This is a genomic window from Pseudomonas oryzihabitans, assembly GCF_032027545.1.
GTDB lineage: Bacteria > Pseudomonadota > Gammaproteobacteria > Pseudomonadales > Pseudomonadaceae > Chryseomonas > Chryseomonas oryzihabitans_F.
The window spans coordinates 48,551-61,038 of sequence record NZ_JAVSJB010000001.1; the positions used below are offsets into that span (position 1 = coordinate 48,551).

Consider the following 12,488-nt stretch of genomic DNA (forward strand, 5'->3'; position numbering starts at 1 on the left):
ATGTTTTTCCCCTCGCATACCAAAACAGATCCATGGAGTGCTTAAGATGTTATTTCACGAATGGATAGTAGCGCCCATAAAGTTTGGTAGCGAGGGTAGATATATATCTTTAGACTCAAAGAGCAGGTTTTCGCAGGGAGCGGATAGTATAATACAAAGCACTCAGCACAAATATTTCGAAAACATTGATTATCTTGTGATCGCTTTAATGGGTAATCTAGCAGCCACTGAATGCCGAAGAAAGGAAGAAAATCTTGCGCTTGACGTACTTGCTAACCTCGCAACCTATGAGGAATTCGTCGTAGACAAGGTAATAAGAGGGATGAAAGCACTTATTTCTTGCAACAAATACCAATCTCCGCTCGCCGGGAAGTCAACGTATGGTCCGGCGGCTGTAGTAGATTGGACCAAGGATATTGTAGAAGAACTAAAAGACGCCCAGCCGATTGAAAGGCTGTACAAGAAGATTGCAGCGATACATGACTTCTCTCAGGTAAACCGAGGGAATAATGAGTTTCTGCATGAAAAGCGCAACGATCATCGCGACATGCGCATCAATAAGTACAGTCTAAGCGAGAGTCATGTGGATGTTATTGCCGCCCGAAAAAAAGGCATATCAATTTGGGCGGGAAAGTCTGGCTCTACAATGGATATTGTTCAAGTTGCAAAACTGGTTTGCCATATCAATGAAAAAGAAGTAGCCGCATTGGCGCTATGCATTGCTGCCTTCTTCCATTTCATGCCCACATCACAAAGCTCTACACATACCTATCATGAGGTAATCTCAGGCGCCTCTACAGTAGACGGTGGGATTATTAATTATCTCCCAGATACACCACCTAAACCACCCGTGTCTTTTGTTCACTCAAAAGATAAGCCACAACATGAGGGCTTACGACTATCAAAGTTATAAGAGTAGACGGGTTGCTGATTACAGGCTAAGGGGTAGGTGTACTGCCGCCTACGCCAGACATGAATCGTTCAAGGATAAGCCTAGAACAGCGCATCTCCCAAATGCAATACTACTAAGAATAACAGAGCAGCTTTATCTATTGGCGCAACTATTGGTGTTGCTAAGTTTATAGCAATAACATAGAGGGCACAACCTAAATGACCGTCCCCATAGCTAGGCCGCAACTTGGAAGCACAATAGGGTTCGTTTCTGTCCCCTCATCTACTCAGCATGGGCGGTGGGATAGTTTGGGTCGAATGTTCTCGTATGGATTAAATTTCACACATTGGGACTACACGCTATATGGTCATACTGCCCTGATAGGCAGGCGTAATGGCCGTATAATGTACACAATTGGATTTGTGCCAGATGCAAGCAATACTTTTAAATACGTACTTTCTCTAGCTAAAATGGGCCTATTCGGCGAGGCCCCCGGCCAGGCGGGTGATGATGCTCCAATGCTGCATGATCCACGGGCAGTTTCTTTAGAAATTCCCGTCACTGTTGCTGAGGTCAACGCATTTAACCAGCATATTGCAGTTAATGCCAGGCACTTTCCAACTTTTAGGTTTAGACCAGATAGAATTGGGGATAATGAAGGTGGAAACTGCATTTACTATGCGCTGACAATGATAATAGATTTTTTAAGTACAAGGGCTGGAGAGCCTTACGCAGCAGTTATTAACGATTTGTTTTCAATAATGAATAGCCCTGGGCAGGTCGGGTGCTTGCAAGGTGTACTTATTCGCGAAATTGTCAATAATGCGGCAAACTATCCCCATGTAGCAATTGGTAACATTGAGAACGGATACACTTAGCTAAAGATGGCCTAGAGGTGAGGGCTTATAAATGTCGGATCTGTGCCAATCTAGAGTAATTTCTTGGCGCAGAAAGCAGTGTTGATTCAGCCCTCTACAGTCTGCAAATAGAAACGGTTTATCCAGTCTACCTAAGTCAGTACCATGTATTTATTATCAAAATAGATTTCGGAAAATATCTATCCACGGCGTTTTCCTGGACAAGAATTCAAAAGGGGCAGATTTATTATCTGCTCCACAGTGCAGCGATGTGCACGAGGTTCTAATGCCCCGCCCCACCGACACCACCACCAACCTCTTCGTCAGTGCCTCCGCCCTAACGGATCTTTACCCTCGGACGCTTTCCGGGGACGAGGCGTTGAACGCACTGGGCAGGCTGTACCTCAATGGCGACAGCGCCACGGCACTGATCTTGAGCAGTGCCGTAGCCACCCATATCACCGCCACCCTGTACAATGACGCCCACCAACGCCCCCTCGACGCCCTGGTCGCCGAGATCCGCCAACTCCCCGCCGACGCTACCGCCGAGCGCTATCAGGTGCTGCTGCGCCCCTGGCTCTGGTGGCTCACCCTGGCCAGCAACAACCGCGTCTTCCAGAACCTTTCCACCTCGGACATCGTCACCCAAATCTTCAAGGCCCACGGGTTCACCGATTTCAAGTTGTCGCTCTCCGGCAGCTACGAGCCGCGTGAGTATTGCGTGCAGTATGGCGAGAGCGATTTTGCCTTCGTCTCGCGGCTGCTGGAGGAGGAGGGCATCTTCTGGTTCTTTACCCATGAGAAGGGCAAGCACACCTTGGTGCTGGGAGATAGCAACGATGCCTTCCCGCAGATCCCCAATGGCCCCAAGGTGCGCTACCTGGGCCAGGGCATCGGCGAGCGCGAGCTGCATGGCATTCGTTCGGCGCAGTATTGCGTGCAAGCAGTGAGCGGGGTGTACAGTGCCACCGACTATGCCTTCGCCACGCCCAGTACCTCGCTTTACAGCCAGGCGCAGGCAGTGGCCGGGCCACTGTCGATGTATGAGCATCCGGGCGGTTATATCGCCAAGGCGCGCGGCGATGCCCTGACCAAGCAGCGGGTGGACGGGCTGCGCAGCCAGGAGCAACGGCTGATCGGCGAGAGCGACTGCCGCTGGCTGGTGCCCGGCCACTGGTTCACCCTGACCGGACATGACGACGCCAGCCTCAATATCGACTGGGTGGTGACGTCGGTGACCCATGATGTCAGCCACGAGCACTACCGCAACCGCTTCGAGGCCATCCCCAAGGCCACCGCCTACCGGCCGCCACGGCTAACGCCCAAGCCGCGCATGCACACCCAGACCGCCCAGGTGGTGGGCAAGGCCGGCGAGGAGATCTGGACCGACCAGTACGGCCGGATCAAGATCCAGTTCCCTTGGGATCGCGACGGTAAGAACGACGAGACCTCGTCCTGCTGGGTACGGGTGGCGCTACCCTGGAGCGGCAAGGGCTTCGGTATGCAATTCGTGCCGCGCATCGGCCAGGAGGTGATCGTCACCTTTCTCGACGGCGACCCGGATCGCCCGCTGGTCACCGGCTGCGTCTACAACGGCGACAATGCCTTGCCCTACGCACTGCCGGACAACCAGACCCAGTCCGGCATTAGGACCAATTCTTCCAAGGGCGGTGGGGGCTTCAACGAGTTGCGCTTCGAGGACAAGAAGGACGCCGAGGAGGTCTTTCTCCAGGCGCAAAAGGACTTCAAGGTCAACGTGCTCAACGACAGCACCGCCACCATCGGCCACGACGAGACCCTCACGGTGCAGAATGCCCGCACCCGCACGGTGAAGGAGGGCGACGAGACCGTCACCCTGGAGAAGGGCAAGCGCAGTGTGACCATCCAGACCGGCAGCGACAGCCTGGATGTGAAGGACAGCCGCACCCTCAAGGTGGGCGGCAACCAGACCCACAGCACCGGCGGCAACTTCAGCCACAAGGTGAGCGGCAACTACGAGCTGACCGTGGACGGCAACCTCACCATCAAGGTGACCGGCACCCTGACCCTACAGAGCACCGGCGACCTGACCGCCAAGAGCGACCAGAATCTCACCACTCAGGCTGGCCTGGCGCTCACCGACAAGGCCGGTACCTCGATTACCAATCAGGCGGGCACCTCCCTGGACAACAAGGCCGGCACCACCCTGGTCAACGATGCCGGCATCAGCCTGACCAACAAGGGTGGTGCCGAGCAGACCGTGGACGGTGGCGTCATGCTGACCCTCAAGGGCGGCCTGATCAAGGCGAACTAGCATGAGCGACCAGCCACAGGGATCGGCTAGCGTGGTGGTCCAGCGCGACCAGGATCGGCTCAATGCCAACCTCGCCGAGGGCCAGTTGCATGGCCCGGCGCAGATCACCCATGCCGGCCGTCCCCAGGCGGCCCTGAGCTACCAGCACGGCCAGTTACACGGCCCCCTGGTGCTCTTCCATCCCAACGGCAAGGCTTGCGCGCGGCTGAACTTCACCGCTGGCCAGCTGCACGGCCCGGCGCGCTTCTTCTTCGCCGATGGCCGTCTGCAACGCGAAGCCAACTATCGCGCCGGGCTGCTGCATGGCGAGGTCAAGACCTACCTGGCGGATGGCATCCTGGTGGAGCAGGAGTTCTATCGCCAGGGCGTATTGCACGGAGTGCTGCAGCGCTTTCATCCCAACGGCACCCTGGCGTTTCGCGGCACCTATCATCAAGGACTGCTGGTGGACGCGGCGGAAACCTTTGCCGCCGACGGCCGCCCGCTGGACGCCAAAGGCCGCCCCCTGGCACGCCCGTTGTGGTGGTGGCGGCGCTGGCAGGAGCCGCCGCCGGGTTGAGAGCTTGTTCATAATTTCGCGAGCTAGAGCCAAACAAGGCGAAAAGACGTGAGGAAGCGCAGTTTACGAGTTGTAAATGAGCATTCCGAAGGTCTTTTCAACGCCGTTTGGCCGACGCGCAGCAGATTATGAACAGGTTCTAAGGTCAGGGAATCAGCGTCTGCACCTGGCTGGGATAGGCTACCTTGATCACGCCGCCCCAGTTGCACATCAGGGTGCTATTGGCGTCTGTGCCCGGCATCGAGCCGATCATGAACGTAGGCGCGCCCCCCGGAATCCAGGGCGAGGCGGTGGCTGGAATGCACGGCATGGGCGTAAGCACGCCCAAGGCCGCGGCGGTGGCAGCCGCCACCATTGGATTCGCCGGGCTGCTGCAGACGCCGAACGGCAGGATGTTCACCAGGGGAATATGGTCGTTCAGATTGGCGGCGGGCATGCCGCCGACCAGCACCCGATTGACCGGCAGCACATTGAGCGCCGAGGGCGCGGCGCCGAAGCTGCATTGCAGGGTTGCGCCGGCACATACCTGTGGGCAAGCCATGTCAGATCCTTCCGTGGTCGTGGAAACTCGCGGCTCCCGCAGTGCTCACTATAGGCGGCATCTGCTAGGGTGTCTCACTCTTGCTGCGTTATTGCAGGGTAGCGAGACGGCGCCTGGCGATAAGCAGGCGTATCGCAGCAGGTGGGACGATGGCGAAGGCTAAGGGATTAGGACAGATGGCAATGAATGCTGAGCCCGACGATGCACCAGACTGGCTCCTTCAGAAACGTAGCAAGACGCGTCCGCTCGCTATCGTCACCTCTCTGATCATCGGCAGTCTGCTTACAATTGGTCTCCTAGCGCTCGGCAGCCGAGCGCTTCCCACGCACGAGATGGCAGAGCCAATCGCGCAGCGAGATCCAGGTGTCGTAGCGGTGAAGCCCCATCCAACACCGGCCTCGAGCGGAATAGTCAAACGCACTTCGCCAACGCCGGCTGAGCCAGACGTGGCGAGCGTTCCTGCCGCTCGCATGGAACACCCAAGGCCCGCCATTGGCGCTGGCAGGCAAACCGTTTTCAACGATGAGAATTTCACGCCGAGGGGGGCCGACAACGTGCTTCGTCTGGGCGAGCCTATCCGGGAGGCCGTGCCGCCAGAGACTCCTGCCGAGAAGGTGAAGGTCACCATCGTCACTCAGACGTCCAGCATGAAGGACCGGGCATGCTGGCCCTTCAAGCCTGGCAGCCTGGAGCGCCGCAACTGCCGCTCCTCGGTGGGGCTCAACTATCGGGACTAGGGGGCATCGGTCGTACTGATGGGAGGAGGCGTCGTCTGGCCCTCCCGCAACGCGTCGATTCAGCGACAGGAACTGCAGCCGTTTCGGCAAGGTAGAGGCACTCATCGAGACGCTACTAGCGGGCTCGATGGCTGTATCTGCGGGGATTGCAGGGGCCGCCAGATGATGATCGCGGCGGTGTGGGTGAAGGCGGCGGCCAGTTCCAGATCGACGGCATCGGGCAGCTGGGGGAGCTCGAAATACATCGCCAGAGAACCTGGGCTTTCGCCCTCCGCGGTTTCCACCGGAAAGGACCAGCAGCCGCGGAAATCGTATTAGCGCGCTAGCCAGGCCAAGGATTCCCACAGCGGTTCTTCCAGCATATCGCGGTTGATGACGGCACCATTCCGACAAAACCCGCGAGCGGCGCATGCATTGCGCCGTCGCGGCCCTGTTGGCCGGACTGGGCCTGATCGCGACCGGCCTGTGCCTGGGCAACGCGACCCTGGCGCTGATCGCCCTGACGGTCGCGTCGGCTGGCATCCTGGCCACCTTCCCGGTGCTCTGGTCGATCCCCGGGGCTTTCCTGGCCGGTACGGCAGCGGCGGGCGGCATTGCCCTGATCAACTGCATCGGCAACCTGGCAGGCTTCGTCGCGCCCTACATGATCGGCTTCCTGCGCACCCTGACCGGCAGCCTGGCCGCCGGCCTGTACTTCGTGGCGGCGCTGGAGACGCTGGCGGCCGTGGTTGTGTTCCTGTTGTTCAAGGAGGTCAAGGTCAGCCGGAGTGTTCAATAGGGATCGACAGCGAGGCGCTCGATCAGCTCGCGGAATGGCTGATCGATCACGCACCCTGGGCTCAGGCTCTTGTGCACCTAGGGAGCGGCTTTGCCAATCCCCGCAAGAAGGTGGCCAATAACGGATCGCTGGCACCTGAGCGGTCGAGGGATGAACGTCTTGGATGACGCCACGCTCATCTCTTCACCACCTGCAATAAAAAGGTTCAGATAGACTGCATTCGATAGTGTCAAAAAGCCACTACACGGGTGGCTTTAGCATTGGTAATGTTCATAATCATTAGCCAGACTATGGCCACTCAACGCCTTATCAGTAATTGCCCGTCCGTATGACCGCCTCACGCAGACCTCCTCGCACCGCTGGCCGGAGCGCCAAGCCCGACTCGCTTCGCGCCGCCCACCAGCAGATCACCCGTAACAACGGCACCCTGGCCGATATCGCCGACCTCATCGAACTGGAGGGGAAGGCCCATCCCGCGCGGCTGCAACCTGGCCAGCCGTCGCGCGCGCAACCCGGAAGCGGCAAACCCGGCGTCGCCAACGCCAACACCAACCCCTCGCCGCAGGGCCAGGCCAAGGCCAGCGGCGACCACGCGCTGGAACACCACCCGTTCGACATTCCGGTGCTGGCCATACTGCTGTGCGCCCTGATCGTCGGCGCGGCCGTGGGGGTGCCGCTGGGCGTCCTGACCTACGGCACCGCGATCTACAGCGCCGTGATGGACAGCCTGGCGGTGTTCTAGGCCAGGCTCCACGCGGGCGGTCCGGCCCGCCCTAGACCTTGAAGCGGCGGGTCATCTCCTGGAGGCTGACGCTGATGCGGGCCAGCTCCATGCTGGAGGATGCCGTTTCTTCGCTGGCCGCGGCGGTCTGGTCGGAGATGTCGCGGACGTTGGTCACGCTGCGGCTGATCTCTTCCCCGGCGGCGCTCTGCTGTTCGGCCGCACAGGCGATCTGCTCGTTCATGGACTCGATGTCCTTCACCGAACGGGTGATGCGCTTGAGCATCTCGCTGGCTTCGCGCGAGAGGCCGACGCTGCTTTCGGTCAGTTGCACGTTCTGGTCGAGTACCGCCGCCATGCGGTCGGTGCTCTGGTTGAGGCCGGTGATGAGTTGGGCGATTTCGTCGGTGGAGGAGCGGGTACGCTGAGCGAGTCCGCGGACCTCATCGGCGACCACGGCGAAGCCGCGACCGGCTTCGCCGGCGCGCGCGGCTTCGATGGCGGCATTCAGCGCCAGCAGATTGGTCTGCTCGGACACGGCCTTGATCACGTCCAGTACGCCGCCGATGCTTTCCGCGTGGCTACGCAGGGTCGCCATGGCGGTCTTGGTCGATTCCATCTCGGTGGCGAGGAGTTCGATCTGGGTCACCGCCTTGGTGACGGCCTGGTCGCCCTGCAGGGCTTGCTGGCTGGCCTCCAGCGCGGACTTGGCTGCCGCACCGGCATTGCGCGAGACCTCGTGGGTGGTAGCGGTCATTTCCTGCATCGCCGTGGCGATCTGGTCGGTCTCGACCTTCTGCGACTGCACGCCGGCGCTGGTCTGTTCGGTCACCGCCGACAGCTGTTCGGCCGCACTGGCCACTTGGACCACGCCATCCTTCATGTCGCCGATCAGCCGGCGCAGGTTGAGGGTCATGCGCTGCATGCTGGTCTGGAGCGCGCCCAGCTCGTCCTTGCGGGTTACTTCCTGCTGATGGGTGAAGTCACCGTTGGCCACGGTTTCGGCGAGCGCCACGGTGTCCTTCAGCGGGCCCACGATGGAGCGGGTGATCAGCCAGGCGCCGAGCAGGCCCAGGGCGATGGCGATGGCCAGCCATACCAGCAGCAGTTGCCGGGCGCCGGCGACGTCCTCGGCCTGGAATTCCTTCTGGATCGCCGTCAACTTGTCCGTGATGGACAGTATCGTGGTGATGGATGCCGAGATGCCGGCCTGGCCTTCGTCCACTTTCGCCTGTTGGGCGACCAGCTGTTGCAGGCGCTGCTGATAGCCATCGATCTCACCCTCGAGCTTCTTCTGGACATCGCTCGGCAGGCCGGTGCTAGCCAGTGCCTGGACCTGGGCATGAACGCCATCGATGCCACTGCGTGCAGCGGCTTCGCCTTCCTTGCTCGGTGTCACCGCGTAATTGCGCAGGCTGATGCGCATCTTCTGCAGGCTGATGAAGAGCGCCGCCAGTTGCTGGCGGTCTTCGAAGCGACCGCCCTCGGCGTTGGCGGCCTCGGCCAGGCTCAGCAGGTGATTGTTGGCCGTTTCGGCCGAGGCGGTGGCCATCTTCTGGATAGCTTCACGTTCGCGCGTTGCCGTCACGACCTGATTGTAGAAGTCCCGATAGCGTTTGATCGTGGCGCTCGCCTCGCTCATCAGCGCCTCGTTGACCTTCGAGGTGAAGTTGGGCGTGATGCCCTGCAGCTGGGTGTCGGTCTTGTCCAGCGCTGCGAGCCATTTCGCGGCCTGGGCGTCGTCGGCCTTGATGATGTACATCAGCCGCTCGATCCGCATGTTCCTGGCCTGGGTACTGAAGGTGGCGATATCGCTGATCCGCTCGCTGCGATCACGCAGCGTATCGGTCGCCTGCCAGCCGGTGTAGGCCACCAGCAGGATCATGCCGATGAGCAGCGAAAAGCCGAGCGAGAGTTTGGCGCGGACGCTTAGGTTGGTGAACAGATTCGAGCCGTTTTTGGACATAGGGGCTACCTGGAGAAGACCGTCAAGGACAGAGCGTCGCGCGCAGCGAAACTCGCCGGTTTTGGTTATTGCAATCATTATCATTTGCCATGCCGGCTCAGCTTCTGGTGACTCCGTCGGACGACCGCCCGTACGGCAGGTCAGGGACCTTGACTCGTATCGGCGAGGTAGCCGTCTAGGCAGAAGCGAGATCGGGCGCAGACAAGTGCACCGCTTCGGTTGCAAGAGACTACCGAAACAGCAAAAAGTGATGCGAATCACATAAGTCGCTGGATGGCCGGCGCTGGTATGAGGATGAGCGGCGCTGCTCCCGGCGCGGTTGCCTTGGAAGTCTTGGGATAGACGCGGTCTACCACCGGCCATAACGGGAGCCGGGGTAGCTCCAGGGGCTTTGCCGGACGGTTGGCAGGCGAGAGCCAGAGCTGCGCTGGCAGGCAGGCGTTGTGGCCTTGGAAGAATCACGCGACCGGCAGCCGCACCCTCGTCTTGTGACCGACAGCTGCCGGCCGAAACGGCTGGCCTCAGGTAGGAAGCGGTGCCGTCGAAGACGGCGTGACCCTTGGATTAGACATCTCGCGTGGCAAACCCGGGGCGATCAGCCGAAACCAATCCGGGGTGGTGCTGGTCTGTGGAATGTGTATTTTTTCAAGGAACGCCCGATGTCGAAGCTTCTCTTGCCAGCGCTCGTGCTGGCTGCCGCCACGACCCTCGCCGCCTGCGACAAGACCTCCGAAGATCATGCTCGGGAGGCCAAGGCCCATTCACAGAACGCCCAGGAGCACGCTGCCGAAGGCGAGGTCCAGCGGGCGACCCAGGAACAGGCCAAGGCACAGGAGGATCGTGGCCAGGCCAATGCCGCGGCAGCCAACGAGGGGCGTAACGCGCCGCCGGATTCGGCGGTGCCCGGATACATCAAGGCGCCCGACAAGAACACGCCCTGAGGTCGAGCCCAGCGCCCTGGCGTCACTCCAGGGCGAAGTGGGCAGTGCCGACAGGCAGGCGTCGGCCTGATGACGTGACCGTACAACCGGAAGCCAGGCCATGAGCGAGCGGATCACCGAACAGGCGCCAGTGGTCGCGGCGTCCGGCGGCAACAAGGGACTCGCCCAGGGCCGCCTCGGCTTCCTGGCCTGCGTGGTGCTAGGGATTTCCACCATCGCGCCGGTCTATACCCTGACCGGCGCCCTGGGGCCGACGGTTCGCGAAGTGGGCACCCAGCTGCCCGCGGTCTTCCTGGTGGGCTTCCTGCCCATGCTGCTGGTCGCCCTGGGCTACCGCGAACTCAACGCCGCCGATCCGGACAGTGGCACCTCCTTCACCTGGTCGGCACGGGCCTTCGGTCCCACCGTCGGCTGGATCGGTGGCTGGGGCATGGTGGCGGCGACCACCATCGTGCTGTCGAACCTGGCCGGGGTGGCGGTGGATTTCTTCTACCTCTTTCTCGCTCAGGCCTTCGGGCGACCGGAACTGGCCGAACTCAGCGGCGTGCTGTGGATCAACGTCCTGACCTGCTGCCTGTTCATCGCCCTGGCGGTGTGGATATGCTGCCGTGGCCTGGCCACCACCCTGGGGGTGCAGTATGCGCTGGTCGCCATGCAGGTCGTGGTGCTGCTGGGCTTCTGCGTGGCGGCCTTCGCCCTGGAGCGCGAGGCGCGGGTGCCGAGCTTCGAGTGGCACTGGTTCAATCCGCTGGCCATCGAATCCTTCTCCGCCTTCGCGGCGGGTCTGGCGCTGTCGATCTTCGTCTATTGGGGCTGGGACGTCTGCCTCACGGTCACCGAGGAGGCGGTCAGCAGCCACGCCGTGCCGGGGCGGGCAGCCACCTGCACGGTGCTGTTGATCCTGCTGCTCTATCTGCTGACCGCCATCGCCACCCTGACCTTTGCTGGCGTGGAGGAGTCCGGCCTGGGACTGGGCAATCCGGCGATCCAGGAGAACGTCTTCGCCCATCTGGCCGGGCCGGTGCTGGGGCCGCTGGCGATCCTGATGTCGGTCGCGGTGCTGGCCAGCACGGCCGCCTCGTTGCAATCGACCTTCATCACGCCAGCGCGCACCCTATTCGCCATGGGCCACTATCGCGCGTTGCCCAAGCGTTTCGCCCGGGTCAGTGCCGCCCAGATCCCGCGTTTCGCAACCCTATGCGCCGGCCTCGCGGCCGCCGCCTTCTACGTCAGCATGCGGCTGCTCAGCGACAACGTCCTGGCTGACACCATCACGGCGTTGGGCATGATGATCTGTTTCTACTACGCGCTGACGGCCTTCGCCTGCGTCTGGTTCTTCCGCCATAGCCTGCTGGACGGCCCGCGCCATTTCTTGCTGCGCGGATTCTGCCCGCTGGTGGGTGGCCTGGCGCTGGCCGTCATCTTCCTGCAGACGGTGTTCGACAGTCTTTCGCCGGACTTCGGCAGTGGCTCCCACATTGGTGGGGTTGGCCTGGTATTCGTCATCGCGCTGGTCATATTCCTGCTGGGGCTGGCGCTCATGCTGCTGTTTCGCTGGCGCGCGCCGGCCTTCTTCGCCGGGGCGACGCTGGGCGAAGGACCCCAGGCCGGGCCGCGTAGGTAGGGCAGTTCCGCGGGCTGGGTGTGCTGCTCGTCCGCCGAGCAACGGCTGTTTACATTAGGGCCAGGGTGATTAAAGTAGGGCGTCCGGCGCTCCACGAGAGGAGCTGCCCTCGCGCCCACGCCCAGGAGCCGCCATGAGCCCTTCGCGATCCATCCGTTGGTATCGTACCCGTCCCACGTTCGAAGTGGTGGCGCTGGTGCTGGCCGCCATCGCGCTGCTGGTCGCCTGTGACCAGGGTCTGCGCAATTCGCCTGCGGAGCACCTGGCCGACTACCACGCCTGCAAGGGCGACGGCGGCTTGGCGCGGATGAATGCCATCGGCGAGATCGTTTGCCGGTTGCCCAGCCCGGTCCTCGGTCAGGTAGCGGGCAAGACGCCGGCCGTCTCCGGCCTCTGATCGCTGTCGTTTCGTCCCGCATCTTCCTGCTGATCCCTTCTGCCTAGCGCCTCGCACGCGTTCCGGCTGCCCGTCGCGTTCTTCCTGCCCCTGCACCCTGACGCCGCTCGCCGGACGTCGCGGCCTGCCCCTGTCCGCTACGTCAGTCCGCTTTACCGCACGTAACATTTGATAATGAGAGT

The 12,488-nt window shown here is 61.3% G+C and carries 13 protein-coding genes and 1 pseudogene; 10 read left to right on the top strand and 4 right to left on the bottom strand.

Features of this window, described 5'->3' with window-relative positions:
- Positions 1 to 46 precede the first annotated feature (46 nt).
- From RND78_RS00240 to RND78_RS00255, 4 genes are all read left to right on the top strand, one after another.
- Positions 47 to 913 (top strand): hypothetical protein, encoded by an 867-nt coding sequence (locus tag RND78_RS00240; RefSeq protein ID WP_312725057.1) that lies wholly within the window; start codon positions 47 to 49, stop codon positions 911 to 913.
- Positions 914 to 1,296: 383 nt separating this feature from the next.
- Complete coding sequence (locus RND78_RS00245) at positions 1,297 to 1,770, top strand: hypothetical protein (RefSeq protein WP_312725059.1); 474 nt, start codon at positions 1,297 to 1,299, stop codon at positions 1,768 to 1,770.
- 265 nt (positions 1,771 to 2,035) lie between these two features.
- Entirely contained in the window at positions 2,036 to 4,042 is a 2,007-nt protein-coding gene (tssI, locus tag RND78_RS00250) for a type VI secretion system tip protein TssI/VgrG (protein WP_312725060.1), read from the top strand.
- 1 nt (position 4,043) lies between these two features.
- Complete coding sequence (locus RND78_RS00255; RefSeq protein ID WP_312725062.1) at positions 4,044 to 4,601, top strand: toxin-antitoxin system YwqK family antitoxin; 558 nt, start codon at positions 4,044 to 4,046, stop codon at positions 4,599 to 4,601.
- Between the two features lie 145 nt (positions 4,602 to 4,746).
- Here the strand turns inward: RND78_RS00255 and RND78_RS00260 are convergent, their stop codons facing one another.
- Positions 4,747 to 5,142 (bottom strand): DUF4280 domain-containing protein, encoded by a 396-nt coding sequence (locus RND78_RS00260; protein ID WP_312725063.1) that lies wholly within the window; start codon positions 5,140 to 5,142, stop codon positions 4,747 to 4,749.
- A gap of 587 nt (positions 5,143 to 5,729) precedes the next feature.
- Here RND78_RS00260 and RND78_RS00265 point away from each other — a divergent pair.
- Positions 5,730 to 5,879, top strand: a complete 150-nt coding sequence (locus RND78_RS00265; RefSeq protein WP_312725065.1) for a hypothetical protein — start codon at positions 5,730 to 5,732, stop codon at positions 5,877 to 5,879.
- 101 nt (positions 5,880 to 5,980) lie between these two features.
- Here the strand turns inward: RND78_RS00265 and RND78_RS00270 are convergent, their stop codons facing one another.
- Positions 5,981 to 6,124 (bottom strand): hypothetical protein, encoded by a 144-nt coding sequence (locus tag RND78_RS00270; RefSeq protein ID WP_312725066.1) that lies wholly within the window; start codon positions 6,122 to 6,124, stop codon positions 5,981 to 5,983.
- Between the two features lie 164 nt (positions 6,125 to 6,288).
- Here RND78_RS00270 and RND78_RS00275 point away from each other — a divergent pair, with 164 nt between their 5' ends.
- Both RND78_RS00275 and RND78_RS00280 read left to right on the top strand, forming a co-directional pair.
- Complete coding sequence (locus RND78_RS00275) at positions 6,289 to 6,657, top strand: hypothetical protein (protein ID WP_312725067.1); 369 nt, start codon at positions 6,289 to 6,291, stop codon at positions 6,655 to 6,657.
- A 316-nt stretch (positions 6,658 to 6,973) separates the two neighbouring features.
- Positions 6,974 to 7,399, top strand: coding sequence for a hypothetical protein (locus RND78_RS00280; protein ID WP_312725068.1), 426 nt, complete (start codon positions 6,974 to 6,976; stop codon positions 7,397 to 7,399).
- A 31-nt stretch (positions 7,400 to 7,430) separates the two neighbouring features.
- Here the strand turns inward: RND78_RS00280 and RND78_RS28105 are convergent, their stop codons facing one another.
- Both RND78_RS28105 and RND78_RS28110 read right to left on the bottom strand, forming a co-directional pair.
- Positions 7,431 to 8,303 carry a methyl-accepting chemotaxis protein gene (locus RND78_RS28105; protein ID WP_409457007.1) on the bottom strand — a complete coding sequence of 291 codons (873 nt, stop codon included), beginning with the start codon at positions 8,301 to 8,303 and terminating at the stop codon, positions 7,431 to 7,433.
- Positions 8,289 to 9,707, bottom strand: a pseudogene (locus tag RND78_RS28110) (methyl-accepting chemotaxis protein); the annotation flags it as partial. The pseudogene RND78_RS28110 and the gene RND78_RS28105, both read right to left, overlap by 15 nt.
- A 296-nt stretch (positions 9,708 to 10,003) precedes the next feature.
- Here RND78_RS28110 and RND78_RS00290 point away from each other — a divergent pair.
- The 3 genes from RND78_RS00290 to RND78_RS00300 all read left to right on the top strand — a co-directional run bounded on the left by RND78_RS00290 (position 10,004) and on the right by RND78_RS00300 (position 12,306).
- A complete protein-coding gene (locus tag RND78_RS00290) occupies positions 10,004 to 10,285 on the top strand; it encodes a hypothetical protein (RefSeq protein ID WP_312725070.1) in 282 nt (93 codons plus the stop codon).
- 100 nt (positions 10,286 to 10,385) lie between these two features.
- Positions 10,386 to 11,909 carry an APC family permease gene (locus RND78_RS00295; protein WP_312725071.1) on the top strand — a complete coding sequence of 508 codons (1,524 nt, stop codon included), beginning with the start codon at positions 10,386 to 10,388 and terminating at the stop codon, positions 11,907 to 11,909.
- 133 nt (positions 11,910 to 12,042) lie between these two features.
- Positions 12,043 to 12,306, top strand: a complete 264-nt coding sequence (locus tag RND78_RS00300; RefSeq protein WP_312725073.1) for a hypothetical protein — start codon at positions 12,043 to 12,045, stop codon at positions 12,304 to 12,306.
- Positions 12,307 to 12,488: the final 182 nt, after the last annotated feature.

Excerpts from the sequence above, each read along its gene's own strand:
- RND78_RS00240 (WP_312725057.1), top strand. The coding sequence starts at position 47 with ATGTTATTTCACGAATGGATAGTAGCGCCCATAAAGTTTGGTAGCGAG.
- RND78_RS00245 (WP_312725059.1), top strand. The coding sequence starts at position 1,297 with ATGTACACAATTGGATTTGTGCCAGATGCAAGCAATACTTTTAAATAC.
- tssI (WP_312725060.1), top strand. The coding sequence starts at position 2,036 with ATGCCCCGCCCCACCGACACCACCACCAACCTCTTCGTCAGTGCCTCC.
- RND78_RS00255 (WP_312725062.1), top strand. The coding sequence starts at position 4,044 with ATGAGCGACCAGCCACAGGGATCGGCTAGCGTGGTGGTCCAGCGCGAC.
- RND78_RS00260 (WP_312725063.1), bottom strand. The coding sequence starts at position 5,142 with ATGGCTTGCCCACAGGTATGTGCCGGCGCAACCCTGCAATGCAGCTTC.
- RND78_RS00270 (WP_312725066.1), bottom strand. The coding sequence starts at position 6,124 with ATGTATTTCGAGCTCCCCCAGCTGCCCGATGCCGTCGATCTGGAACTG.
- RND78_RS00275 (WP_312725067.1), top strand. The coding sequence starts at position 6,289 with ATGCATTGCGCCGTCGCGGCCCTGTTGGCCGGACTGGGCCTGATCGCG.
- RND78_RS28105 (WP_409457007.1), bottom strand. The coding sequence starts at position 8,303 with ATGCAGCGCATGACCCTCAACCTGCGCCGGCTGATCGGCGACATGAAG.
- RND78_RS00290 (WP_312725070.1), top strand. The coding sequence starts at position 10,004 with ATGTCGAAGCTTCTCTTGCCAGCGCTCGTGCTGGCTGCCGCCACGACC.
- RND78_RS00295 (WP_312725071.1), top strand. The coding sequence starts at position 10,386 with ATGAGCGAGCGGATCACCGAACAGGCGCCAGTGGTCGCGGCGTCCGGC.
- RND78_RS00300 (WP_312725073.1), top strand. The coding sequence starts at position 12,043 with ATGAGCCCTTCGCGATCCATCCGTTGGTATCGTACCCGTCCCACGTTC.